Origin of the sequence: Stenotrophomonas chelatiphaga (genome assembly GCF_001431535.1) — a bacterium.
GTDB classification, from domain to species: Bacteria; Pseudomonadota; Gammaproteobacteria; order Xanthomonadales; family Xanthomonadaceae; genus Stenotrophomonas; species Stenotrophomonas chelatiphaga.
In genome coordinates this window covers 45,058-69,231 of sequence record NZ_LDJK01000012.1, presented here as the reverse complement: position 1 = coordinate 69,231, position 24,174 = coordinate 45,058, and the positions used below count along the sequence as shown (strand labels likewise).

Genomic DNA, 24,174 nt, shown 5'->3' with positions numbered 1-24,174 from the left:
CGGCCAGGCCCAGCGCGAGTGCCGCGCCCGCCCCCAGCAGCACCTCGCGACGGCCGGGCTGGGAAGGATCGGTACTCATGACGGCACTCCAGGGGAAGCAAGGAAAGAATCAAGCGAGAACATGCCGGCGCCTGCCAGCGCGACCGACAGCAACAGCAGCGTCCACATCAGCGGGTACTCCACGCCGCCGCGCATCCAGAACCAGCCGCGCGGCAGCGCCAGCACGGCGGTGAACGCGATGAACGCCGCGCCGGCCAGCGCAGCCAGCCGGGTCTGCCAGCCGAGCAGCACCGACAGACCGGCCACTACCTGCACCGCGGCCAGCAGCAGCGGCAACGGCGCGGTGGCAGGCAGGCCGAAACCACGCAGTTCGCCGGCAAAGCCGGCCAGGCCCGGGCCGTTAAACCAGCCGAACAACTTGCCCAGCGCGTGCGGCAGCAGGAATCCTCCCGCTGCCATGCGCAGCATCAGCAGCGCCACGTCCAGGGCATGGCTGCTGCCCATGCTCAGTGACCGCCTTCCTGTGCGCCGAACATGGTCTTGGCGTACTGGATGCCCACGCCGTAGCCACCGGCGTGTTCGCGCGCGATACCGGTGGTGAGGTCGTAGGTTTCGCCGCGTGCCCAGTCGCGCTGCAGCTCCAGCAGGTACTGCACGCTGGTGATCGGCACTGCACCGGCCTGCACCATGCGGGTGATGGCGCGCTCGTGTGCTTCGTCGCTCACGTCGCCGCAGGCATCGGTGATGACATGGATCTCGAAGCCCTGCTCGATCGCCGACAGAGTCGGTCCGACGATGCAGACACTGGTCCACAGGCCGGCGATGACCAGGCGCTGCTTGCCGATGCGGTTGATCTCATCGATAACGCCCTGGTCTTCCCAGGCATTCATCGAGGTGCGGTCGAACACCGGCTGGCCCGGGAAGATCGCCGGCAGTTCCGGGAACAGCGGACCGGAGAACGACTTTTCGGCCACGGTGGTCAGCACGACCGGCACCTTGAAACCCTTCGCGCCCTTGCTGATCAGCGCGACGTTGTTGCGCAGCGCGGAGATGTCGATGGTGTGGGTGGCGAACGCCATCTGCGACTGATGGTCGATCAGCACCAGGGCGTGGTCGGTCGGGGAAAGCAGCGCATTGCCGGGGACGGCGGTGGCCTTGTTCATGCAGGTGGCTCCAGTGCGAGGGGAAATTCAGTGAGGGGTTGCTGCGTGCGAGGCGTAGCAGCGCGGACTGCAGCCGGTGGCGGCGCGGAACGTACGGGTGAAGTGGCTCTGGTCAAAGAACGCCAGTTCGCTGGCGATGCGGCCGACCGGCTGTGACCCTTCACGCAACCAATGGCGGGCCTGGTCGATGCGACGTCGGCGCAGCCAGGCAGTCGGGCTGAGCCCGGTGGCGCTGCGGAACAGCCGCGCCAGGTGGAAGCGGCTGACACAGGCAGCGGCGGCGATCTGCACGACGTCGATCGACTGGCCGAGGTTCTGTTCCATGAATGCCTGCGCGCGGCGGACCGCTGCCGCCTGCGCCGCAGTGAGGCCAGGCAACCCCGAAGGCGCGCCGGCGCACGGTGTGTCGATGGCCATCGGCGGCACTCGTGGGGGGGAGTGCATAGCGTGGCGGCAGACGCCACGGCGCCCTACCCCCGACGGGGTGGGCAGCAGCCTCACTCTTTCGGGGGAGCGGCCCCCCGGGCCGCCACCAGCACGCGCCGACCGAACAGGCAGGCGTCCAGCGAATACGCGCCCGGGCCGAGCAGCAACAGGCAGCCAGGCAGCAGCACCAGCGGCATGCTGCCGCCCCCGCGCCACAACACCAGCGTGGCCAGCAGCACCGCCAACGGGGTCAGCCCGCCGAGCGCCAGCAGCAACGCTGCCGAGGCGGCGACCCATTGCTGCCACGCGGCCACCGGCCACGGCCAGCACATCGCAGCGGCCAGGCACAGCCGTATCCACAGCAGGCCGATGCCCGGGGCACGATCTGGAAACATCACGAACAGACGCTGCATTCCCCCCTCCCGTGGACAGGCTGCCCATGGTTACCTGATCCCGCGCTGGCCCGCCTGCCCCGATCGGGTAGGCCGGCCGTGCCCCTGGCCTGCGAGAATGCAGCATGCCGCTTGATCCCCCACCGCTGCTGCGCCACGCGTGCGCCTGCCTGTTGCAGGTCGTGCTGCTGTGCGTGGGATCGCAGATGACGGCCCAGGCATCGACACCGATGCATGCCCAGTCCGGGCTGCCCGGCTTCCAGCACAGCGCATGGCGCGTCGGGCAGGGTGCGCCGGGTGATATCTGGGACATCGCGCAGGACCGCCAGGGCACGCTGCTGCTGGCAACCGGATCCGGCCTGTACCGGTTCGATGGCCACCGTTTCGAGCGTGACGCGGCACCGCAGGACAGCCGCTTCCCGTCCACCAACATGGTGTCGTTGCTGCTCGACCCGGATGACAGCCTGTGGATCGGCTATTTCCAGGCCGGCATCAGCCATCTGCAACCGCGCGGACTGCGCAGTTTCCTCAGTGGACGTGATGTGCCGAACGGTCCGGTGCCGCGCATCACGCGCGATGGCAGCGGACGGTTATGGGCGGCGCTCAAGGGCGGTCTGCGCTGGTACGACGGCCAACACTGGCAGCCGCCCACGCCGGCGATGCAGGTACCTGCCGAGCCCGCGCACTGGCTGCAGCGCGACCACCAGGGAACGCTGTGGCTGCTGGCGGGCAGCGCGCTGTGGCGACTGCCGCGTGGCGCCGGCCGGATCGAAGCCACCGGCGTGGACGTATCGCCGCAGTCGGTGCTGGCCGAACGCGCCGATGGAAGCCTGTGGCTCGCCGACCGGCGACGCGGCATCCTGCCGGTGGCACGCGATGGCACCCTGCTGTCGCCCGCGCAACGCGAATCGCTGCGCCTGCCCGACCTGCGCGCCGATCGCGTGCTGTTCGCGCGTGATGGCAGCCTGTGGGGAACCCGCATCGGCAGTGGCGGCGTGTTCCGGCTCGGTTTCGACGGCACCCAGCCCACGCGGCTGGAAAACTTCGACGTGGCGCAGGGCCTGACGTCGACCTCGGCCTCGCCGCTGCTGGAAGACCGCGAAGGCAACATCTGGGTCGGCACCAACCTGGGCCTGAACCGGTTCCGTGCGCGCAGCGTGCATGCGCTGCAGGATGTCGGTCCGTCGGGTCCCTACCGGACGCTGTACCGCACCGCGGGGGGGCAGGTGCAGGGCTACGATGACGACCTGCGGATGTTCGACCTGCAGCGCAGCCTGGTCCACGCCGGCGCGGCGGCGATGCAGCGCGCCAGCCTGCAGTCGGCGGTCCCGGTGTGGCTGTTCCACGATGACAGGCTGTACCGGCGCAGCGCTGGCCGGACGGTGGCGTTCGCCGCGCCGAGCTGGACCGCCGGGCAGTCCTTCAATTCGGTGTTCTTCGCTCCACGCGGCGAAGCGTGGGCGTGCGCCGGCCCCTACACGCTGCACTTCAAGGACGGTCGATGGCGCAATGATCATCGCCTGCCCGCACGCAGTTGCAGCCTGGTCAGCGTGGATGGACGCGGGCGCGTGCTGGTCGGGCATGACGATGGCACGCTGCACGTGGTCGATGGCCGATCGGTACGGGCTTACGGTCCGGCGCAGGGACTGAATGTCGGTCCGGTCACCGCGGTGCACGCGCATGGGGAGGAACTGCTGGTCGCCGGGGAGTCCGGCCTTGCCGTGCTGGAAGGCGCCCGCTTCCATGTGCTGCAGGCCGATATCCCCGGCGTGCTGGAAGGCATCACCGGCATCGCCGGCGAAGCATCGGGTACGCGCTGGTTGAACGGCAGCCGCGGCCTGTTGCGCACCGATGCCGATGCACTGCGGGTGGCGGCGGGCAGCGCACGCGCGCTCTCCCCGCGCCTGTTCGATGATGCCGATGGCATGCCGGGCATCGCCCTGCAGAGCAGCCCCACCGCCACGGCGATGCTGGCCGAGGATGGATTGTTGTGGCTGGCGACCAACCAGGGCCTGGCGTGGCTGGACACCACCCTGCCGCATCGCAACGAACGTGCACCGGACGTGCGCGTCGGCGAGGTGTCGTTCGACGGGCAGCACCTGCCGCTGCGCGACGGACTGCGACTTCCCGCCGGCACCGACCAGGTACAGATCGACTACGTGGCGCTGTCCCTGGCGCGGCCCGAGCGCACCCGCTACCGCTACCAGCTGTCCGGCGTGGACAGCAGCTGGCAGGATGCCGGCAGCCAGACCCGCGCGCATTACACCAACCTCATGCCCGGAACCTACCGCTTCGAGGTGATGGCCGCCAACGAAGACGGGGTCTGGAGCAGCACCCCGGTGGCGCGCACGTTCCAGATCGCCCCGACTTTCATGCAGACGCTGTGGTTCAAGCTGCTGTGCGTGCTGGCAGTACTGGCCCTGCTGGTGATGGCCGTCCGCATCCGCAGCGGGCAGCTGGCTGCGCTGGTGCGGGCCCGGCTGCAGGAACGCCACGGCGAGCGCGAGCGGATCGCCCGTGACCTGCACGACACCCTGTTGCAGGGCAGCCAGGGGCTGATCCTGCGCCTGCATGCCATCAGCCAGTCTGCCCACGCCTCGCCTGCCGTGCGCAGCAGCCTGGAGGCGGCCATGCAACTGGCCGAACAGAACCTCGCCGAAGGACGCGAACGCGTTGCGGCGCTGCGCGATGGCCCGGCTGCCGGCCAGGATCTGGTGACTGCGTTGGCGCATGTGCATGAAGAGTTCGCCGGCGAGGGTGTCAACCCGCTACGGCTGACCATCGAAGGGGCGGCACCGCCGCTGCAGGCGCACGCGGCTGAAGAAGTCTTCCTGATCGGTCGCGAAGCGATCCGCAATGCCCTGCACCATGCCCAGGCAGGAGCGATCGAAGTGGAACTGGCCTACGGGCGCAGTTGCCTGCTGCTGCACGTGCGCGATGACGGTCGCGGCATGACCGACACCCACGGCGCCGCCGACGGCCACTGGGGCATGCAGGGCATGCGCGAGCGCGCACGCCGGCTGGGTGGAGAACTCCGCGTCTGGTCGCGTCCCGGGCTGGGCACCGAAGTGGCGTTGTCGGTGCCCGCCCATCGCATCTACCGGCAGCGTCCGTCGCCATGGCGGCGCTGGTGGCCCAACAGGAAACCCTCGGGATGAACCCCAACGATTCCATCGGCGTGTTGATCGTGGACGACCATCCGCTGTTGCGCGATGGCCTGGGCGCGCTGCTGTCCACCCAGTCGGACATGCATCTGGTGGGCGAAGCAGCCGACGGCGAACAGGCGGTGGACTGCTACCTGCGGCTGCATCCGGACGTGGTGCTGATGGACCTGCAGTTGCCGGGCATCGACGGTGTCGAAGCCATCGTGCGCATCCGCGCGCAGGATCCCAAGGCGCGCATCATCGTGCTCACGACCTACCGCGGCGATGTCCGCGCGGTACGCGCCTTGCAGGCCGGCGCCAGCGCCTACCTGCTCAAGGACATGCTGCGCCATGAGCTGATCGACACCATCCGCAGCGTGGCCGGGGGGCGTCGCGCCGCCATTCCGGCGCAACTGGCAGCGAGCATCGCCGCGCATGTGGTGGAAGACCGGTTGTCCCCGCGCGAAACCGAAGTGCTGGTCCACGTGGCGGCGGGCATGTCCAATCGACGCGTGGGCGAGCAGATGCTGATTTCCGAACAGACCGTGAAAGCGCACATGAAGCGCATCATGGAGAAGCTGGGCGTCGGTGACCGCACGCATGCGGTCACCATGGCCCTGCGCCGCGGCATCATCAGCCTGGATGATGAAACCGGCGAACGCTGAGACGACTCAGAAGCGCACGTCGGCCTTGATGCCCAGCACTACCGCATCCTTGCGCGACGCCAGCCCACCCGGATGGCGCACGTACTGCACACCGGGCTGCAGGTCCAGACCGCGCGCGGGCTTCCAGCCGTAGAACAGTTCCGCCACATGCTCCCTTGCTGCCAGCGCGCCACCGTCACGCCGCTGCTGGAACGCAGCGGCGCGCGGATTGACCCGGGTACTGGCAAGCCCGAAGCCGATACGATCATCCGGCCGCGAGCGCACCGTCCCGGTCTGGATCAGCTGCAGGCTGACCATCTGGTCGATGTCGCCGGTGCGGCGATCGCCCTGTGCGAAGGCCAACTGCGCCCGCAGGCCCGATGCGTCGCTGCTTCCGCTGCCGCCGGTCAGCTGCTGCTGCGCGCTGGCCCATCCGCCGTAAGCGCCGGTGCGCAGCAGGGCGGTGCTGCCGCCGGCGTGGATCGGTAGCGGCTGCACGGCATCGGCCCGCGGCGCACTGCTGTACCAGCCACCGATCGCATAGTGTCCGTTGCGTCCTTCAAAGGAGGGCTCCCAGCCCAGTTCAAGCGGTGTGAGCGTGCCGACCGTGCCGGCCGGTGCCAGGCGCAGACCACCCCCACGCGCATCGGCATAACGGGGGTTGATCTGGTACGCGGCGGCACGCAGGTAGACCGCTGGCAGCGGCCGGTAGGTGACCACCGCGCCCCATTGGCTGAGCGGCGAATTGAACCAGTAATCGCCCCCGAGCAGCGCCACCTGGCCGCCGCACAGCGCCAGGTTCATGGCAACGCAGTCGAGCATGTTGAAGTCCTCCCCGACCGCGAGCCGGCCCGCCTTTGCATCGAAGCGTCCATCGGCGGACTGCCGCCCCAGCCACAGGCTGCCCAGCCGCAGGATGTGGCCACGCCCATGGATTTCCTGGCTTGCCATCAGGCTGCCGAGGCCGGCCCGGGCGGTGACGCTGTCTCCGTCGCGCAGGCTCAGCGAGAGCTGCCCCCGTGTGCCCCGCCATCCCCACAACTGCTCCAGGTCGAAGCGTCCGCCTGCGGACAGTTGGCCGGCATGGGCACTGGCGCGGCGCTGGCCGCCGGAGGTGTTGCGCGCTGCTTCCACGGTGTAGCCGAGATCCAGCACGATGCCGTTGTCCTGCCACACGGGGCGGCGTCCGCCCCAGTCACCGGTGACACCTTGCGCTGCTGCGCTTGCCGCCACCCCGGCCAGGCACAGTCCGGCCAGCGCGCGTCGTCCGCCAAGAGAATGATTCACTTCAGGCTCCTTGCTGCAGGGCGGCTCAACGTGGCATGCGCTGCCACCGCGCCGATGCGGATGCAGTGCAGGACTGCGGAAGAGGTCACAGCCCTTGCAGCAAAAGGCGCGAAGACTGTCAGGCCGCTGTCGCACGCAACGGGGCCGACCGGGGCGCCAGCGACACGCTCTGCGCGGCACGCCGGAAAAGCGGCCCGCTTCGTTAACCGCACGGGAATATCCGGCAACCTGTGATGAACCGCACATTCGTCATGTGCATCGTTGTTGACGACGGGCTCGCATCCGCTTGCCTAGCCTGCTTCGCGATGATCGACATCCCCACGCTCCTGGGCTTCGCCGCCGCCGTCCTGGTCTGCATCGCGATCCTGCTGCTGCTCACCCGGCCACGTGATGGCGCACGCCTGTGGCTGGCGATGCCGTTTGTTGCCGGCGCCTGCGGCTGCACGCTGTTGTTGTTGCCCGCGCTGTACCGCGCAGGCGCGGCCGCCCACCTGGGTACCTTCTTCGCCCTGCTGGCCTTCGCCACGGGCTGGCAAGGCATCCGCTCGCTGTTCCGCCTGCGCGTTCGCTGGGCGCTGCTGCTGGCACCGCCGCTGCTCTGGCTTGCGCTGGTGGTGCTGGTGTTCGAACCGCGTGGGCTGGACGCCGTCAGTGCCGCTGGCCGTGCGGCGATTGCAGCGCTCTACTGCGGGCTGGCTGCGTCCACCCTGATCCAGCGACACGATCCGCTGCTGCCGTCGGTGCGCATGCTGGCGCGCATCCTGGTGGTGTCGGCGGTGCTGGCGGTGCTCGCCATCGCGCTGGCGCCGTGGTTGCCCGAACCGTTGGGCGCCGGCACGCCGCGGACGTGGGCGGTGGCCGTGTTCAGCGGCATCCTGCTGTTGTCGGTGCTGCTGGTGTGCGGGCTGGTGCTTGCGGTACTCAAAGAACAATCGGCGAGCCGACTGTATGACGCGGCCACCCGTGATCCCCTCACCGGGCTGTACAACCGCCGCCTGCTGGATGAAAAGCAGGCCAGCTGGGACCGGGAAGACCGGATCAGCAATGCCACCCGCGCGGTGCTGTTCTTCGACATCGACCACTTCAAGGACATCAACGATCGCTTCGGCCATGACGTCGGCGATCGGGTGATCAAGCAGGCGGCGCGCGCCGCCGAGCAGGTCGTGCGCAAGAACGACCTGATCTTCCGCTACGGTGGCGAGGAGTTCGTCTGCATCCTTCCCGATTCCACCCTGCGCGCCGGGCTGGCCGCGGCCGAACGGCTGCGCGCCGGCTTCGAGCGCAGCGCCGCGTCGGTCGGCCGCCATCCGGTCAAGGCCACGCTGAGCGTCGGGGTGGCGGTCAGCGGCCCACAGCATCCCACCTCGGCCGACCTCGTTGCCGAGGCCGACCGCCAGATGTACCGGGCCAAGCAGGCAGGCCGCAACCGGGTGGCCGGCCCCTGCCCGGACTGAAACAGCTCAGAGCTGCATGCGTACCTGCAGCGAGAAGGCGCGCGGACTGCCGGGATACAGGTTGTTGCTGGCCTGCACGCCTTCGACGTGGAAGCGGTCGGTGAGGTTGGCCAGCCGCAGCGACAGCTCCAGCCGGGGACTGAACGCATAGGCAGCAGTGGCGTCGAACGTGGTGTAGCCGTCGATATCGAAGCGGTTGTCCAGGTCTACGCTGCGCGCGCCGACCCGGGTTGCGCCGCCACCGATGCTCAGGCCCTGCAGCATGCCGCTGAACGCGTGGTGCAACCAGACCCGTCCGCTGTGACGCGGCACGCCGACCAACCGGTTGCCCGGCGCGTACGTGTTGTCACGGGTGATCTCCGCATCCAGCAGTGACAGGTTCGCCGACAGCGTCCAGCCCTCGGCGATCCGGCCGCTGGCATCCACCTCCCAGCCGCGCACGCGCTGTTCGCCGGTCAGGATGCTGAAGTCAGGATCCAGCGGATCCTCGGTGGCCACGTCCTGTTTGGTGATCTGGAACAGCGCACTGGTCAGTGTCAACCGATCCGGCACCAGGTCCAGCCTGGTGCCGACTTCGAGCTGCTGGCCGCGCTCCGGGCTGAGCGCTCCACCGGCGCGGGTCTGCCCGGATTGCGGCTGGAAACTCTCGCTGTAGCTGGCGTACCACGACGCCCACGGACGCGGTTGGTAGACCACGCCGGCACGCGCGGTGACGGCGTCGTCCTTGTTGCGGGTGTACTCCCCGTTGAAGGTGTCATCCAGACTCGAACGCACCGCGTCGTGGCGTACGCTGAGCAGCGCCTTCCACGCTGCAGAGAACTCCATCTGGTCCTGCAGATAGCTGCTGAGCATCTCCACGTCATAGCGGTTCTGCGCATTGGCGCGTGTCACCGGCCGCAGCGCGAGGCCATACACCGGTACATACATGTCCAGCGAAGCGATGTTCGCGCGTCCCGAAGCGAAGTCCATCCGCGCCCGGCTGTACTCGGCGCCTGCCAGCAGGCGGTGCTGCAGGGAACCGGTGCGTGCGTCGATGATCGCATCCAGGCGCAGGTTGGTATCGGCCGAATCCTCGCGCCGGTCAGTGATGCGACGACGCACGCTGCGGCCATCCGCTTCAATCCCCTGCAGATCCACCGCGCCACTGTCCTGGACCAGGGCATCGGAGTGCCGTGCGGACAAGCGCAGGCCGACGTCCTCGCTCAGCGCATGCTGCACCAGCAGCGAGGCCACGGACTTGCGTGCTTCGGTGATCGACCAGGATTCGCCGAGATAGCGGCGCGCGTCATGCACGTAGACGCCTTCGTCGGTGGCGATCAGGCCGCGATCAAAGGGCTGCGACTGATCGACATGGTCGACGGCCAGGTCAACCTGGGTGGCCGCATCGGGCTGCCAGCGCAGGGCCGCCGCGCCGAAGCTGCGCCGGCTGTGGGCCGCATGGTCGCGGAAGCCGTCTTCGCCCTGCCAGGCACCGGTGACGCGGCCGGTCAGCGTGCCCGTCGCGTTGAGGGCATCGGTGGCCGATGCTTCCACCCGCCTGAAGCCGAAGCTGCCCACGGTCAGCGCACCGTCGGTGGCAAACTCAGCGGCTGGCGCGCGGGTGACGATATTGATGACACCGCCGGGTTCGCTGATGCCGAACATCACCGACGACGGCCCTTTCAACACCTCCACCTGCTCCACGTTGGCCAGGTCGACGAAGGCTTCGGGCCGGTCCATCGCACTGGTCAGCTGGAACCCGTTGATCGCGTAACGCGGGGTGACGAAGCCGCGGATCTGGTAGGTCTCGCCGCGATTGCCGCCGGTACCGTTCATCTGCACCGAAGACACGTTCTGCAGCACATCGGTCAGCCGCACGATCTGCTGGTCTTCGATCAGCTGGCGCGAAACGATCTGCATCGACTGCGGCACATCACGCAGGGCGGTTGCGGTGCGGGTAGCGGTCGAGGAATGATCGACGCGGTAGCCCGCATCGGCGCGGAAGGCCTGCACCAGCACGTCATCCAGCTGCGTCGGTGGCGCGGCCGGAGCGGGCGCGGCGGCAGGCGCTGCCGATGCGGCGACCGGTTCCGCTTCGATCACCACGCCGGAGGGTCCGCGCCGCCAGCGCAGGCCGCTGTTGGCCAGCAAGGTGTCCAGCGCCACGGCCGGTGGGTAACTGCCCTGCAGGTCGGTCGATTGCCGCCCGCGCAGCAGTTCCGATGGCGCGGCGACCTGCAGCCCGGATTGGCGTCCATACAGGATCAGCGCACTGGACAGGGGCTGGGCGGGAATGGCGAACGCCTGGGACCGGCCTTCGACGGGCGTCGGCTGGGCAGCGGCGGGGAACGCGTGCGGCGCGAGCGCCAGCAGGATCGAGGCGCAAAGCACGCCACGCAGTCGTGAATCCATGGGAAGAAGCCCTGTGCAGGAGGCGACGTGGGGGTCGCGTGGAATCGGTACAGGGGTAAGACGAACGAAGGCGACGGATCTTCAATCCGCCGTAGGCGCCGCATCCTCCACCAGCAGCAGCCACGGCGACAGCGTCCGGATGCTGCCACCCAGCGGGCCGACGGCCGCCTGCAGGGCGCGCTGCGGGTCGGCAAGGTCGAACACGCCGGTGATGTGCTGCGCGCCCAGCACGTCGTCGCGGAGCACGATGCGGCCCCGGAAGTGGGGTTGCAGCGCATCCACCATGGTCTGCAGCGGCACATCGTCCAGCACCAGTTGGCCATGCCGCCAGGCACCGATGGCCACTACCGGCACGGCATCCACCCGCACCTGTCCGTCGATGCCCACGCGCAGGCGCTGGCCAGGCTGCAGGCGCTGGCTGCGGCTGCCGGTACGCACCTCCACGCTGCCATGCTCGAGCGCCACCTCGACGCCGTCCGGGTGCGCGCCAACGCTGAAGCCGGTACCCAGCACGGTCACCGTCATCGCCCCCGCCTGCACACGGAATGGCCGGCCAGGATCGGGGACGACATCGAAATACGCCTGGCCCTGCAGCAGGCGTGCGCCGCGCTCGTCCTCAGCGGTGGTGGGTGCCAGCACGCCGCCGGCGTCCAGGCTCACCTTGCTGCCATCAAACAGCGTAAGCGTGGCTACCTCGCCGGTCCCGGTGCGCAGGTCGCCATCCAGCAGTGAGAGCAGGGTTGGTCCCCACAGCCCTGCAACGACGACCAGTACGGCCACGCTGGCAACAGCCAGCCAGCGTCCGCGCCGACCCACGCTGCGGCGTTCCGGCGCGGCGTGGGGATGCGCTGCCGTCGCCTGTTCCAGCCGCTGCAGCAGCGCCCACAGCCGCGCATGCGTTTCGCTTCGGGCCACCCAGGCGTCGATCTCCCGCTGCACGAACACGTTGGGGCCGCTGCGCGCACGCGCCATCAGCGCGCTGGCCTCGTCCAGCAGACGCGCTTGGTCTTCATCGACAGGGGGAGCGGCAGGCGGGTTCATCGAAGCGGCGGCGGTTGGCCTGCGGCCTGCAGGCAGAGGCCGCGATTATGCGCGAGGAGGGTTCGCATCGCGCGCAAGACTGGCCACGCAATGCGCCAGCGCGCCTTGCACCAGGGAATGCGCCGTGCCCTGGGACACCCCGAGGCGTTGCGCGATCTGGGCGTAGGTGGCCTCTTCGAAGCGATGCAGATGGAACGCCTGGCGCTGCAGCGCGGGCAGCTGCTGCAAGGCCTGCATTACGCTGCGCAGGTCGGCACTGGCGGTGGCGTGCTGCTCCGGCGATGGCATCGGTGACGGCGCTGCGCACAGTGCGTCGGCGGCGGTTGTCCCATCGACCTCCCACCGCGAGCGCCGCAGCAGGTCCATCGCGAGGTTGCGCACGATCCGGAACAGATAGCCGCTGGGCTGCTGCACGCCCGTTGCGGAGCGGTCCAGGCGCAGCCAGGCCTCCTGCACCACGTCTTCCGCGCGCGCGCGTCCCACCATGCCTGCGGCGGTTTCCAGCAATGAACCCCGATGGCGCAGGTAGGCGCCGAGGCGGTCGTCCTCGTGCATGCAGGTGGGGTGGGGAATAAAGCGCGATGCGCACCAATTGATAATGATACGCATTGACACCTGTGGCGCAATCCCCCGATCGAGCCGGTGCCTGTCTAGCCGAACCAGCCTGCTACGTGGGCAGGCAGCCACGGACGCGGATCGATGCCCAGCGCCTCATGCGCATCCAGCGCGTCGCGCAGCGCAGCCTCGATATCGGCACGCGCATGGCGATGGCTTTCCTCTTCCGGCAGCTGCGCGGCGGACCACGCATACAACCGGTCGGCGCGCTGCAGCATCGCGGCATGCAGCCAGGGGCGCAGTGGATGCACGTAATAGCCACGCTCGGCCAGTCCAGCCACCGCAGCGACCAGCGGCTCACTGGCGCCGCGGACCCATTCGGTCTTGCCCCCTGCCCTTTCCTGCACCGTGAGCGGTGCAGGCGACCGGTGCAGCTTCAGCGGCCCACGCAGCTCCAGCTCCAGATCACGCGCATCACGCTGGCTTTCCGCTTCGACCAACCAGCCGTGATGCAGGTCGAAGAATTCGAACCAGCGCCGGTGCAATGCACTGATGCGGCCCAATGGATCGCGCGAGAAGCCGATCTTGCAGTAGTCCTCCCATGCGCACGGGAACACATAGGCGAACCAATGGCCATCGATCCGCGGCGTCATCGTCATGGCAGGGGCTGGCAGACCGGGCAGAAGAACGCGCGGCGCTGGGTCGTCCCCAGGTACTGCTTGGACACCGGGCCACCACACCGGGGGCAGGTCCGCTTGGTGTGCACCTGCCAGTGCTTCTTCAGTTCGTAGGCCTTCTTCCACGCCAGGAAGTCGAAGCTGTATTCACGTGCCTGGGCGATCACCTGGCCCAGCCTCCGCGGCGAGATGGTTGCAATGGCGGCAGCCGGATGCACGCGTGTGCGGAACAGCACCTCGTTTTTTATGATGTTGCCCACCCCGGCGAAGATGTCCTGGTCCAGCAGCGCATCGCATATCAGCGCGTCCGGCCGTGCCTTGAGCTTGCGTCGCGCCAGCCTGGGATCCCATGCGGGATTCATCACGTCCGCGCGCCAGTCGTAGGCGTCGTCGAGCGGGCCCTCGATGTACTTCAACGAGCAGGTGTAGAGGTTGAGCTCGCCATTGTCGAAGGTCAACGAGGCGCGCGCCGTCGTCGGCTTCCGCTCGTCGATGCGCCAGGTGCCGAACATCAGCAGATGGGCGCGCAGGCTGAAGCCACGGAACTCCAGCAGGAAATGTTTGCCCCAGCTGCGCACCGATACCACGCGTCGGCCCTGCATGCGGGCGAGGTCCAGGCTGCTGTTGCCTGCGGTGATGCGCACCGCGTGGTTGCGGAAATGCGCCGCCGCCTCGCGCAGGATGACGATGGAAGGACCTTCAGGCATGGGCCTGCTCCAGCAGGGCCTGCAGGCGCAGCGCATTGGCCGTGGCGAAGCCGTGCGCGGTGTTGTCGAAGATCACCCAGCACCGCTGCCCCTCGGCGGATACCGCACGCAGCTCTCCCGCCAGCCGGTGCAGGGCCTGCTCTTCATAGTCGCTGTAATACGTCCGCGGGCTGCCATGCCAGCGCCAGTAGCGCCAACGCTCCGCCCCGGCAGGCGCCGCACCCGCATCCACGCGCGGCGGATCCGCTGCGACACGTGCTACGCCATGGCGCTCCATCAGCGCCTGCGCGGCGGCCCCGAACCAGGAAAGATGGCGCGGCTCACAGGCCAGCGGCACCGCGGTACGCCGGCGCAGCATCGTGAAGAACGTGGCGGCCACGCGCGCATCGAAGGCGAGCGAGGGTGGCAGCTGCAGCAACAGGCCGCCGAGGCGGTTGCCCAGATGGCTGCTTTCCTCAAGGAAGCGGTCCAGCACCGGACCCGCCCCGCGCAGCCGCAGTTCATGCGAGATCGTGCGGGGCATCTTCACCGAGAACCGGAAGTGCGCCGGCACCGCGGCCGCCCAGCGCGCATAGGTTGCCGGCTGGTGCGGGCGATGGAACGAGGAATTGATTTCTGCCACCGACAACCGCGAGGCATACCGCTCCAGCGCACTTCCCTGCGCATCGAATGCTTCGCGGTAGCGGCCCGGTATCGACCAGCCGGCGCATCCCACCCTCACCTCGGTTGCCACTGCCTGTCCTCCATCGCACCTGCTCGCAGCGTCTTCCCGCGGCCGTGAGAAACAAGCGAAGCCTGCATGCGCAGACTGTGCAGAGGCGGCCTTGACCCGATGCACACTGCGGCCGGCGCAGCCTTGTCGGCATGCTCGATTTTCTTCCCCCGCAGTGGTCGGTCCTGCCGCGCGCGTTCTATCGCCGCCACCCCACGCAGGTGGCACCGGACCTGTTGAACAAAGTGCTGCTGCGCGCGGATGGCCGCGCCGCGCGCATCGTCGAAGTGGAAGCCTATGCGGGAAGCGAAGACCCGGCGGCGCATTCCTACCGGGGCATGACCGCGCGCAACGCCACCATGTTCGGTGAGCCAGGCCATCTGTATGTGTACTTCACGTATGGCATGCACTGGGGCAGCAATGCGGTCTGCGGCGAGGTCGGCGAGGGCGTCGGCGTACTGCTGCGCGCGGCCGAGCCCCTGCTGGGCCTGGACGCGATGCGCCTGGCCCGGCCCAAGGCGAAGCGCGAGCGCGACCTCGCCAGTGGTCCGGGCAAGCTTTCGCAGGCCTTCGGCATCACCGGGGGGATGGATGGCGCCGATCTGGTCGGTGCCGACCGCGGCATCGTGCTGGCCGATGATGGCACCGCGCCGCCAACCAATCCGGTGGTGGGCCCGCGTATCGGCATCAGCCGGGCGATGGACTTCCCGTGGCGCTGGCACGTGGCCGACCACCTGCATGTTTCGGTCAATCCACGGCGTCGCTGAAGGGCGGGCTCAGCCCTCCCAGCTCAGCCCGCGCGGTGCATTGCGGAAGCCCGCCGCGCGCAGCGCATCGGTGACCGGGCCACGACCGATCTCCGCGTCGTTGATCCGGTCCAGGGTGAACGACAGGCGCCGGCCACGCCGCAGCGCCGCGGCCAGCGCGTCGGCCGACGCAGCCAGCAGCCCGGCGTGGCCGGGGTCTTCGCCATCGAAGTACAGCAGCAGGGAACGTCCGCCCTGCGCCAGGTACATCCGCAGCGCACCGCCGGCCAGCACCACCAGCGCGCCGGGCCGGCGCACCGGGCGCTGCCGGGCCGCATGCGCCGGCCACGCCAGTACCGTGCCGTAGGCATTGGCAGGATCCACTGCCGACAGGCCGATGGCCGGCGCCGATGCGGCAGGTGAGGTGTCCTCGGCGATATCCCGCAGCCGGTCGACACTGGATCGCTCGGCGAACTGCGCACCGCCCAGGCCTTCCACGAAACGGCCACGCAGCACCCGCCCGGCATCCTCCATGCCCCGATAGACCTGCTGCAGGGCGGGGAAGCCGCCGGCGATGCCTTCGGCCACCGCTGCGCCGCGGGTCACTACGCCGTGGCGATCCAGCAGCGCATCGGCCAGTGCGACCGCACGCACGGTGTCGCTGGCGTGGCCGCGCTGCAGCAGCGACCAGCGTCCGGCCAACGCGGGGGCATCGTAGGTAGCGGGGCCATGCAGCACCGAGCCGACGGCAGGCGCGGTGTCGCCCATCGACATGCCGATGAAGCCGCGGCGGCGCCGTGAAACGTGGGATGCACGCGCACGCGCTGGCGTGCGGGCCGCTGACAGCGCGCGCAGCGGCGCCCAGATGTCCGTTGCCACGCGGCCCTGCCAGGCAAGCGCCCACAGCGCGGCATGCAACGACTCCGGCGAAAGATCGATGCCTGCCGCGGGACGCTGCGCCGCCTGCAACCGCGCATGCACGCTCGTCGCCAGCTGCCGTGCGAAGAATCCACCGCCGTCCGCCATCACCGACACGATCATCTCCTGCAGTGGCGACAGGGCGCCTTCGCCGATGACCGGCAGGGTCTGCGCAGAGACATCATGCAGGTGCAGCGACACCAGGCCATCGTCATCGCCCAGCGTGCCATGCCCGCACCACAGCACGCTGCCAGTGGCCAGCAGCTGGTCCAGCAACGCAGGCGCATAATCCCGCACGCGCGCCGGCAGGATCTGGTTTTCCCATGCGGAGATCGGCAGCGGCACGCCGGCAAGTTGTTCCACCACCCGCAGCACGCCTTCGGTGCCTTCCAGCGTGCCGGTCACCTGCGCATGAGGACCCAGCGCGGCATGCCCGGCCGCCGGTCCCAGCATCGCGTGGCGTTCCAGCAACAACCGCACGTACGCCGTGCCCGGTACCGGTCGGGTCGCTTCGCGCGCGGCCTGCAGCGAGCGCACGCGCAGCCGGCGGAACACCCCTTCCGCTATCCATTCGTGGCGCGCGACGGGGCTGCCTTGCTTCGGCGTAGTTGCACCGAACTGGCCGCTGAGCAGCTTGCCCTGCTCGGCCAGGCGCGCCAGCGCGTGGTCGGCCACCGCGACACCCAGCCCGAACCGGGCGGCCACATCGGCCGTGGTGAACGGACCGCGCGTGCGCGCCAGGCGCCCGACCAGGTCGCCGAGCGGATCCACCGCGGGCTGCAGGAACACCGCGGGAATCCCCGCGGGAAGCGCGATGCCCAGTGCGTCACGCAGCCGGCCGGCATCTTCGATCGCCGCCCAGCGCGTTTCACCCGCAAGCGTCACTGCGATGAGCCGATGCTCGGCCTGCAGCGCAGCCAGTTGAACGTACACTTCGCCATCGGCACCGAGCAGGCGCGCGGCAAGCTCGGCGGTCGACAACGGACCCAGTTCGCGCAGCAGGTCGGCAACGCCCTCCTTGCCCGCGGCGCGCCGATCCGGCGCCAGCCGCTGCAGCTCATCCACCACGCGCTCGACGACGCCGGCATCCAGCAGCTCGCCCATGTCCACCTGGCCCAGCAGGTCCGCCAGCAGACCACTGTCCAACGACAGGATCGAGGCGCGACGCTCGGCCAGCGGGACGTCGGTGCCGTACATGAACTCGGCGACGTAGCCGAACAGCAGGTTGGCCGCGAACGGCGATGGCACCTGCGTGGTGACCTCGGCGATCTGCACCTGACCGTCCACCAAGCGTTGCATCAACGCGCCGAGTGCATCCAGGTCGTAGACATCCTGCAGGCACTCGCGCGCGGTTTCGATCAGGATCGGAAACTCCGGATAGGCACTCGCCACGTCCAGCAACTGGCCCGCGCGCAGGCGCTGCTGCCACAGCGGTGAACGTCGTCCCGGCGTGCGCCGGGGCAGCAACAACGCGCGCGAAGCACATTCGCGGAAACGTGCAGCGAACAGCGCCGAGCTGCCGACCGCTGCGGTCACCTGGCGCCGCAGCGGCTCGGGCTCGAACAGGAACAGGTCCGCGCCCGGCAGGTGCCCGCTGCTGTCTGGAATGCGCGCCATGATGCCGTCCTCGCTGGACACCACCGAGGGATCGACATGCCAGCGCTCACGGATCCGTTCGGCGATCGCCAGCGCCCACGGATCATGCACGCGGCGGCCATACGGCGAATGCAGCATCACCCGCCAGTCGCCCAGTTCATCGCGGCAGCGTTCAACCACCAGTTGCCGGTCCGTCGGCAGTACGCCGGTCGCCTGCCGCTGCTCACCGAGCAGGCCGAGCACGTTGCTGATGGCGCGCGTATCCAGGCCGCTGGCCTGCAGCCGCGCGGCCAGCGCCTGGGAAACGTTGCCGTCGTCCGCGGCCGCGCCGTCCAGATCGGCCAGGAACGCGCCGATCGCCGCGCCGAGTTCGGCCGGGCGGCCGGCATTTTCGCCGCGCCAGAAGGGCAACCGTGCCGAGCGACCCGGTGCCGGGGTGACGATCACCTGGTCATGGGTGATCTGCTCGACCCGCCACGACGTGGCGCCGAGGGTGATCACATCGTTCACCCGTGACTCGTGGACCATTTCCTCGTCCAGCTCGCCGACCCGGCGCGAGCCGGCGCGCTCGGCGCCTTCGGGCAGCACCACGCTGAACATGCCGCGGTCGGGGATGGTGCCGCCACTGGTCACCGCCAGCTGCCGCGCACCGGGGCGCGCGGTGAGCTGTCCGATGTCGCGGTTCCATACCAGGCGTGGCCGGAATCCGGCGAAATCGTCCGACGGATAGCGTCCGGCCAGCATGTCCAGCACGGCATCGAAGGCGCTGCGTGGCAGCTCGCGATAGGGCGCGGCGCGGCGTACGCAGGCGTACCAGTCTTCCACGTCCAGCGCATCCATCGCCACTGCCGCCACGGTCTGCTGGGCCAGCACGTCCAGCGGGTTGCGCGGTGGATCCAGCGCTTCGATGCGACCGGCCAGCATGCTGTCGACGATCACCGCCGCATCGATCAGGTCACGCCGGGTGCGCGGGTAGACGAAGCCGGTGGAGATGCCCCCCACCTGGTGGCCGGCGCGCCCGACCCGCTGCAGTGCACTGGCCACCGACGGCGGTGCGGCGACCTGGATCACCAGGTCCACCAGCCCCATGTCGATGCCCAGTTCCAGGCTGGAGGTGGCGACCACGCAACGCAGCGCCCCGGACTTCAACGCCTCTTCGATTTCGCGCCGCTGTTCCTTGCTGACCGAGCCATGGTGCGAGCGCGCCAGCAGCGGCTTGGCACCCGTGGAGCGCCCCGAGGTGCCGCCATTGAACGAGCCGTAGGCCGTCGTGTCGGACAGGCCCGGCGGCGTGCCACCGGCATCGGTTTCCAGGCGTTCGGCATACAGCGCGTTGAGCCGTGCGGTCAGTTTCTCGGCCACGCCGCGCGAATTGGCGAACACGATGGTGGAACGCCAGCGCAGCACTTCATCCAGGATGCTGGCTTCGACATGCGGCCAGATCGAGCCCACCCGGGTGGAAGACTCTCCCGCGCCGGGCCCCGACCCGTGCGTCGGCAGGTCGGCCATGTCCTCCACGGGGACCACGATGCGCATCGCCAGGTGGCGCGACGACGGCGGCTGTACCACGCTGACCGCACGGCCGCCGCCAAGGAAGCGCGCCACCTCGTCCACCGGACGCACCGTGGCCGACAGGCCGATCCGTTGTGCAGGCACCTGCAGCAGGTTCTCCAGCCGCTCCAGGCTGAGGGCCAGGTGGGTGCCGCGCTTGCTGCCGGCCACCGCATGGATTTCATCGATGATCACCGTATGCACGTTGCGCAGCGTGTCGCGCACGTTGGAGGTGAGCATCAGGAACAGCGATTCCGGCGTGGTGATCAGGATGTCCGGTGGACGCCGCGCCAGCCGCGCGCGTTCGGAGGCAGTGGTGTCTCCACTGCGGATCGCCACGGACAGGTCCACGTCCGGATCGCCGCGGCGCGCGCGTTCGGCACGCACGCCCTGCAGCGGCACCTGCAGGTTGCGCTGCACGTCCGCGCCGAGTGCCTTGATCGGCGAGATGTACAGCACGCGGGTGGCCCCACGCTGCGCAGGCTCGCCCGCCCGCGCCTGCTGGTCGCGCTCGGTGAACAGCTGGTCGATGGCATGCAGGAAGGCGGCCAGCGTCTTGCCCGAACCGGTGGGCGCGATGACCAGCGTGTGCTGGCCCTGGCTGATCGCCGCCCAGGCCTGCGCCTGCGCCGGCGTTGCGGCGGGGAACGCGCCGCTGAACCACGCGCGCGTGGCGGGGGCGAAGACAGCGGGAAGAGCGTCGAGGGAGCTGGGCATGACCCATTATGCGAGGCACGGCGTGCACGCTGCGGCGGGCACCGTGGGGTTGACCTGGACACTGGGGCCGCGCTGCACGTGGTGCTGCAGGTGCAGCGGGTGAAGCAGCGCTTGCCGGCCGCAGCGTGGGCGTGGCCGCGAAGATCGACAAGGCGCTGCTGCGGAGCATTGCTCCGGCAGCAGCGCCGGCCAAGGACTGAAGCCACGCCCCTGCGAGCCTGCTCAGCCCCGGGCGAGCTGCGCGATCAACACTTCGGCGGCTTCGGTGGAGGAGGCCGGATTCTGCCCGGTGATCAGCAGGCCATCGCGGACCACGTACGACCCCCAGTCCGGTCCCTTGGAGTACTGCCCACCGTTGGCCTTGAGTTCGTCTTCGACCAGGAACGGCACCACCTGGGTCAAGCCCACGCCTTCCTCTTCGGTGTTGGTGAAGCCGGTCACCTGCAGGCCTTCCACCAGCGGACGACCGGTGGCCGCCTTGACGTGGCGCAGCACGCCGGGGGCGTGGCAGACCAGGGCGACCGGCTTGCCCGCTTCGATGAACGATTCGATCAGGCCGATGGAATCACGGTCTTCGGCGAGGTCCCACAGCGGCCCGTGGCCACCGGGATAGAACACGGTGTCGAAATCGGCCTGCGACACGCTGTCCAGGCGCACGGTGCTGGCCAGCTGTGCATTGGCCTCGGCGTCGGCTTCGAAGCGCCGGGTCAGTGCGGTCTGGAAATCGGGCTCGTTGCTCTTCGGGTCCAGCGGTGGCTGCCCGCCCTTCGGCGAGGCCAGCACGATCTCCGCGCCGGCATCCTTGAAGGTGTAATAAGGCGCGGCCAGCTCTTCCAGCCAGAAGCCGGTCTTCTTGCCGGTGTCGCCAAGCTGGTCGTGCGAGGTCAGAACGATGAGGACTTTCATGGGTGTGCTCCTGTGGGGTGCGATACAGCTTGAATTAGACCGGTCGTCTAGGTAATTGCGTGTGAAGCGGGACAACGCGCCGTCCCCGGGTTCAAGGGGCGGCGGGGTTAGCGGGAAAGGCCCAGCAGTTGACGGCTGGTGAGCAGCGCGGTGTCAAACGGCTGGGGAGTGCGCACGATCTTGACCATGACGCTGGCGCCCAGCCACAGCTGGTACAGGCTCTGCGCCAGTTGCGCGGCATCCTCCTGGTTCGGGAAAACGCCGTCCGCCTGGCCTGCCTTGATCGCATCCGCCATGCCGGCGATGATCGCCGCCGTGCCGCGATCCAGGGCCGCACGCATGCTGTCGGACAGGTCCGCCACCTCGGCGCCCAGCTTCACCGCCAGGCACTTGCCCTGGCAGTCTTCGAAGGACTGGTTGTCCTGCCAGGCGGCGAAATAGTCTTCCATCTGCACGGCCTTGTTCTTGCCGGGCTTGCGGAAGATGCGCTCCATGTCATCCAGGTAGGCGTCGAAATACGCTTCCAGCAATGCCTCGCCGAACGCATCCTTGGAGCCGAAGTAGTGGTAGAAGGAGCCCTTGGGCACCCCGGCCGCGGCCAGCACTTCGTTCAGGCCGACGGCCGAAAAACCCTTGCCGCCCATGATCCGCTGGCCGGTGGCCAGGATCTTGTCGCGGACATTGGCGGTGGCGGGAACGGTGTTCATGGGGCGACTGTACATCCGATTAGACCAGTCGTCTAGTACCCGGCGGCAGCCATGCCCCGCTCATACCCGGATCGGCGCCGCCCGCGACAGGCTCGCCAGCTGTTCGTCGATCTCGTCCAACGCCTGGTCGGGATCCATTTCCGGATCGGCTTCCAGCCTGGCGGCCAACGCCGCCAGCGCCGGCCGCCCGACCAGGCCGGCCGCCCCATGCAGGCGGTGCGCGTAAAACGTGAGGCGCCCGATATCGCTGGCATCCACCGCCTCGCGCAGTTTGCGCAGGTCGTCGGCCAGCAGCAGGCGCAGGTCTGGGCCCAGCCGGTCGACGGCGTCCCGCTCGATGGCCTCCAGCGCGGCGGCCTGCCCCGCCTTGTCGGCGGATCCCGCTGCGCCAGCGCGGCCGGTCCACAGCGCCAGCATGCCCTGCAGTTCGGCCAGGCGGATCGGCTTTTTCAGTACGCCGTTCATGCCGGCCTGCTGGCAGCGCGCCAGGTGGGCGGCGTCGGTGGCGGCGGAAATGGCGATGATCGGCAGTTCGGCCACGCCCGGCACCGCCGTCGCGCGGATCATCCGGCTTGCCTGGTAGCCGTCGACGTCCGGCATGAAGCAGTCCAGCAGCACGATGTCCGGCAGGTCGGCGGTGAGCGCTGCCAACGCCTGCGCGGCGCTGTCGGCCAGCGACGCCACCGCGCCCAGGCCGCCGAGCTGTTCCTCCAGCACCATGCGGTTGGGCGCATGGTCATCGACCACCAGCACGCGCACTCCCCGCAGCACGCTGCCCGGCATGGCGGCGGCGGGCGCGGTCACCGCATCGGCACGCGCGGCCGGGATCCGCAGCGACACCGTGGTGCCTTCGCCTTCCACGCTGCGCAGGTCGATCTGCCCACCCATCAGCTGCACCAGGTCGTGGCTGATCGACAACCCCAGGCCGGTGCCGCCGTACTGGCGCGAGATGCTGCCGTCGGCCTGCGTGTAGGGGTCGAACAGTCGGCCCTGCAGCGCCGCGGGAATCCCGCAGCCGGTGTCGGCCACCGCTGCATGCAGCCAGGTTCCGACCGGTGTTTCCTGCACCTGCAGCGTCAACTGGATACGGCCGTGCTCGGTGAACTTGCGCGCGTTGCCGAGCAGGTTGAGCAGCACCTGGCGCAGCCGGGTCGGGTCGAGCATCAGCCAGGTGTCGTGCGCGGGGACCTCTACCACCAGCGCGATGCCGCGCTTTTCCAGTTCGCCCTGGAACACCGCAGCGACACTGCGCCCCAGCGCGCGTATGTCCACCGGGATCTTTTCCAGCTGCATGCGGCCCTCGTCCAGCTTGGACAGGTCCAGCACGTTGTCCAGCAGGCCGGTCAGCGATTCAGCCGCCTCCTCGGCGGCCCGCACCAGCGCGCGCGGACGGCCAGCGGGAACGTGGTCGGCCAGCACTTCGATCGCGCCCAGCACGGCGTTGATCGGCGTGCGTATCTCATGGCTCATGGTCGCCAGGAAACGCGCCTTGACCCGTTCGCTTTCGATCGCTGCCGCGCGCGCGCGCCAGGCCCAGCGCGCGACCACGCCCAGCGCCAGCACCAGCACGGCGATCGCCAGCAGCCAGGCCCAGTTGTAGCGCAGCACGGTGGCCACGCTGGGCGCACCGTAGTCCTCTTCGCGCAGCCATTGCTGGCGGATCTGCGATTCCTCCTGGGTGCTGACCGATGCCATGGCCTTGCCGATGATCGCCTCCAGCTGCGGCCAATCGCTGCGTACCGCGAACTGCGCCTGCATCACCAGGTCGATGCGCGGGCGGGAGATGTGCAGCTCATCGACGTGCCGGCGGGCGACGAACGGCTGGAAGGTCGCGCTGGTACCCATCGCGGCGTCGGCCCGGCCATCCAGCACCAGCTGCATGGAAGCCTGCGGGGTGGCGGTCGGCACGACGATCAACTGCGGGTAACGTGCCTGCAGGATCCGGGCGTAGTCGCCTGCGGCGCGCGCGGCGACCCGACGCCCGGCCAGCTCCTGCAGGTCCCACACGGCCGGCGAATCCGGGCGCGTGAACACCACGCTGTAGGCCGACAGATAAGGCCGGCCCAGCTGCACCGCCGCGCGGGTGGCCGGTGACAGGCGCTCGTCCATGGCATTGAGCAGCATGTCCGCCTCGCGCGTCTGCAGCGCCCGCTGCGCAGCGGGCCAGTCGGCCGCCTGCACGAACTCGAACTGCAGCCCGGTGCGGGCGCTGATCAGCCGCAGGTAATCCCCCGACAGGCCTTTCAGCTGGCCATCGCGGACGTATTCCAGTGGTGGAAGGGTGGCATCGGAGGTCACCCGGATCACCGGATGGGCGGCGACCCAGGCCTGTTCGGCCGGATCCAGCAGCACGCTGGCCTGGGTGGCGGCGGCCGCTGGCAGCACCGCGGCGCCGACCAGCAGGCCGCAGGCCACCCAGGCGCATGCCCGAAGGCGCGACC

General features: G+C 69.3%; 19 protein-coding genes. 4 read left to right on the top strand and 15 right to left on the bottom strand.

All coding sequences use genetic code 11. The annotated features are described in order from the left end of the window. Window positions 1-75: 75 nt before the first annotated feature. From ABB28_RS04255 to ABB28_RS04240, 4 genes are all read right to left on the bottom strand, one after another. Entirely contained in the window at window positions 76-504 is a 429-nt protein-coding gene (locus ABB28_RS04255) for a DoxX family protein (protein WP_057507444.1), read from the bottom strand. 2 nt (window positions 505-506) lie between these two features. Continuing rightward, entirely contained in the window at window positions 507-1,163 is a 657-nt protein-coding gene (locus ABB28_RS04250; RefSeq protein WP_057507443.1) for a hydrolase, read from the bottom strand. A 27-nt stretch (window positions 1,164-1,190) separates the two neighbouring features. Continuing rightward, a complete protein-coding gene (locus tag ABB28_RS04245; RefSeq protein ID WP_057507442.1) occupies window positions 1,191-1,580 on the bottom strand; it encodes a helix-turn-helix transcriptional regulator in 390 nt (129 codons plus the stop codon). 80 nt (window positions 1,581-1,660) lie between these two features. Continuing rightward, window positions 1,661-2,002, bottom strand: a complete 342-nt coding sequence (locus tag ABB28_RS04240) for a hypothetical protein (RefSeq protein ID WP_057507441.1) — start codon at window positions 2,000-2,002, stop codon at window positions 1,661-1,663. A 104-nt stretch (window positions 2,003-2,106) separates the two neighbouring features. Here ABB28_RS04240 and ABB28_RS04235 point away from each other — a divergent pair, with 104 nt between their 5' ends. Further along, window positions 2,107-5,139, top strand: coding sequence for a sensor histidine kinase (locus ABB28_RS04235; protein ID WP_057507440.1), 3,033 nt, complete (start codon window positions 2,107-2,109; stop codon window positions 5,137-5,139). Beyond that, the gene (locus ABB28_RS04230; protein WP_057507439.1) at window positions 5,136-5,789 is read left to right on the top strand and encodes a response regulator; all 654 of its coding nucleotides are present in this window, start codon (window positions 5,136-5,138) and stop codon (window positions 5,787-5,789) included. The genes ABB28_RS04235 and ABB28_RS04230 overlap by 4 nt, the downstream gene beginning before the upstream one ends. A gap of 6 nt (window positions 5,790-5,795) precedes the next feature. Here the strand turns inward: ABB28_RS04230 and ABB28_RS04225 are convergent, their stop codons facing one another. Beyond that, on the bottom strand, window positions 5,796-7,055 hold the full coding sequence (locus tag ABB28_RS04225) for a carbohydrate porin (RefSeq protein WP_161809854.1): 1,260 nt from the start codon (window positions 7,053-7,055) through the stop codon (window positions 5,796-5,798). 305 nt (window positions 7,056-7,360) lie between these two features. Here ABB28_RS04225 and ABB28_RS04220 point away from each other — a divergent pair, with 305 nt between their 5' ends. Continuing rightward, window positions 7,361-8,509: a GGDEF domain-containing protein gene (locus tag ABB28_RS04220; RefSeq protein WP_057507437.1), complete on the top strand. Its 1,149-nt coding sequence runs from the start codon at window positions 7,361-7,363 to the stop codon at window positions 8,507-8,509. A gap of 6 nt (window positions 8,510-8,515) precedes the next feature. Here ABB28_RS04220 and ABB28_RS04215 read toward each other — a convergent pair whose 3' ends face one another. From ABB28_RS04215 to ABB28_RS04190, 6 genes are all read right to left on the bottom strand, one after another. After that, window positions 8,516-10,900 carry a TonB-dependent siderophore receptor gene (locus tag ABB28_RS04215; protein WP_057507436.1) on the bottom strand — a complete coding sequence of 795 codons (2,385 nt, stop codon included), beginning with the start codon at window positions 10,898-10,900 and terminating at the stop codon, window positions 8,516-8,518. An 81-nt stretch (window positions 10,901-10,981) separates the two neighbouring features. Further along, the gene (locus ABB28_RS04210) at window positions 10,982-11,941 is read right to left on the bottom strand and encodes a FecR family protein (protein ID WP_057507435.1); all 960 of its coding nucleotides are present in this window, start codon (window positions 11,939-11,941) and stop codon (window positions 10,982-10,984) included. A gap of 45 nt (window positions 11,942-11,986) precedes the next feature. After that, window positions 11,987-12,550 carry an RNA polymerase sigma factor gene (locus ABB28_RS04205; protein ID WP_245625282.1) on the bottom strand — a complete coding sequence of 188 codons (564 nt, stop codon included), beginning with the start codon at window positions 12,548-12,550 and terminating at the stop codon, window positions 11,987-11,989. 41 nt (window positions 12,551-12,591) lie between these two features. Continuing rightward, window positions 12,592-13,170, bottom strand: coding sequence for a GIY-YIG nuclease family protein (locus ABB28_RS04200; protein ID WP_425479523.1), 579 nt, complete (start codon window positions 13,168-13,170; stop codon window positions 12,592-12,594). Then, window positions 13,152-13,880, bottom strand: a complete 729-nt coding sequence (locus ABB28_RS04195; protein WP_057507432.1) for a DNA-formamidopyrimidine glycosylase family protein — start codon at window positions 13,878-13,880, stop codon at window positions 13,152-13,154. The genes ABB28_RS04200 and ABB28_RS04195 overlap by 19 nt, the downstream gene beginning before the upstream one ends. Further along, window positions 13,873-14,613, bottom strand: coding sequence for a DUF72 domain-containing protein (locus tag ABB28_RS04190; protein WP_245625277.1), 741 nt, complete (start codon window positions 14,611-14,613; stop codon window positions 13,873-13,875). Before ABB28_RS04190 ends, ABB28_RS04195 begins: the two co-directional genes overlap by 8 nt. A gap of 131 nt (window positions 14,614-14,744) precedes the next feature. Between ABB28_RS04190 and ABB28_RS04185 the strand changes: the two genes are divergently transcribed. Then, a complete protein-coding gene (locus ABB28_RS04185; protein ID WP_057507431.1) occupies window positions 14,745-15,359 on the top strand; it encodes a DNA-3-methyladenine glycosylase in 615 nt (204 codons plus the stop codon). A 9-nt stretch (window positions 15,360-15,368) separates the two neighbouring features. On the opposite strand, the gene ABB28_RS04180 is transcribed toward ABB28_RS04185, so the two are convergent. The 4 genes from ABB28_RS04180 to ABB28_RS04165 all read right to left on the bottom strand — a co-directional run bounded on the left by ABB28_RS04180 (window position 15,369) and on the right by ABB28_RS04165 (window position 24,148). Further along, window positions 15,369-20,120, bottom strand: coding sequence for an ATP-dependent helicase (locus ABB28_RS04180; protein ID WP_057507430.1), 4,752 nt, complete (start codon window positions 20,118-20,120; stop codon window positions 15,369-15,371). A gap of 222 nt (window positions 20,121-20,342) precedes the next feature. Further along, entirely contained in the window at window positions 20,343-21,026 is a 684-nt protein-coding gene (locus ABB28_RS04175; RefSeq protein ID WP_057507429.1) for a type 1 glutamine amidotransferase domain-containing protein, read from the bottom strand. 107 nt (window positions 21,027-21,133) lie between these two features. Next, entirely contained in the window at window positions 21,134-21,733 is a 600-nt protein-coding gene (locus ABB28_RS04170) for a TetR/AcrR family transcriptional regulator (RefSeq protein WP_057507428.1), read from the bottom strand. A gap of 60 nt (window positions 21,734-21,793) precedes the next feature. Beyond that, window positions 21,794-24,148 (bottom strand): hybrid sensor histidine kinase/response regulator, encoded by a 2,355-nt coding sequence (locus ABB28_RS04165; protein ID WP_057507427.1) that lies wholly within the window; start codon window positions 24,146-24,148, stop codon window positions 21,794-21,796. Window positions 24,149-24,174: the final 26 nt, after the last annotated feature.

What these genes read in the sequence shown, in the direction of transcription:
- ABB28_RS04250 (WP_057507443.1), bottom strand. Translation starts at nt 1,163, where the DNA reads ATGAACAAGGCCACCGCCGTCCCCGGCAATGCGCTGCTTTCCCCGACC.
- ABB28_RS04175 (WP_057507429.1), bottom strand. Translation starts at nt 21,026, where the DNA reads ATGAAAGTCCTCATCGTTCTGACCTCGCACGACCAGCTTGGCGACACC.
- ABB28_RS04210 (WP_057507435.1), bottom strand. Translation starts at nt 11,941, where the DNA reads ATGAACCCGCCTGCCGCTCCCCCTGTCGATGAAGACCAAGCGCGTCTG.
- ABB28_RS04215 (WP_057507436.1), bottom strand. Translation starts at nt 10,900, where the DNA reads ATGGATTCACGACTGCGTGGCGTGCTTTGCGCCTCGATCCTGCTGGCG.
- ABB28_RS04180 (WP_057507430.1), bottom strand. Translation starts at nt 20,120, where the DNA reads ATGCCCAGCTCCCTCGACGCTCTTCCCGCTGTCTTCGCCCCCGCCACG.
- ABB28_RS04195 (WP_057507432.1), bottom strand. Translation starts at nt 13,880, where the DNA reads ATGCCTGAAGGTCCTTCCATCGTCATCCTGCGCGAGGCGGCGGCGCAT.
- ABB28_RS04240 (WP_057507441.1), bottom strand. Translation starts at nt 2,002, where the DNA reads ATGCAGCGTCTGTTCGTGATGTTTCCAGATCGTGCCCCGGGCATCGGC.
- ABB28_RS04205 (WP_245625282.1), bottom strand. Translation starts at nt 12,550, where the DNA reads ATGCGTATCATTATCAATTGGTGCGCATCGCGCTTTATTCCCCACCCC.
- ABB28_RS04230 (WP_057507439.1), top strand. Translation starts at nt 5,136, where the DNA reads ATGAACCCCAACGATTCCATCGGCGTGTTGATCGTGGACGACCATCCG.
- ABB28_RS04170 (WP_057507428.1), bottom strand. Translation starts at nt 21,733, where the DNA reads ATGAACACCGTTCCCGCCACCGCCAATGTCCGCGACAAGATCCTGGCC.
- ABB28_RS04185 (WP_057507431.1), top strand. Translation starts at nt 14,745, where the DNA reads ATGCTCGATTTTCTTCCCCCGCAGTGGTCGGTCCTGCCGCGCGCGTTC.
- ABB28_RS04220 (WP_057507437.1), top strand. Translation starts at nt 7,361, where the DNA reads ATGATCGACATCCCCACGCTCCTGGGCTTCGCCGCCGCCGTCCTGGTC.
- ABB28_RS04235 (WP_057507440.1), top strand. Translation starts at nt 2,107, where the DNA reads ATGCCGCTTGATCCCCCACCGCTGCTGCGCCACGCGTGCGCCTGCCTG.
- ABB28_RS04245 (WP_057507442.1), bottom strand. Translation starts at nt 1,580, where the DNA reads ATGGCCATCGACACACCGTGCGCCGGCGCGCCTTCGGGGTTGCCTGGC.
- ABB28_RS04255 (WP_057507444.1), bottom strand. Translation starts at nt 504, where the DNA reads ATGGGCAGCAGCCATGCCCTGGACGTGGCGCTGCTGATGCTGCGCATG.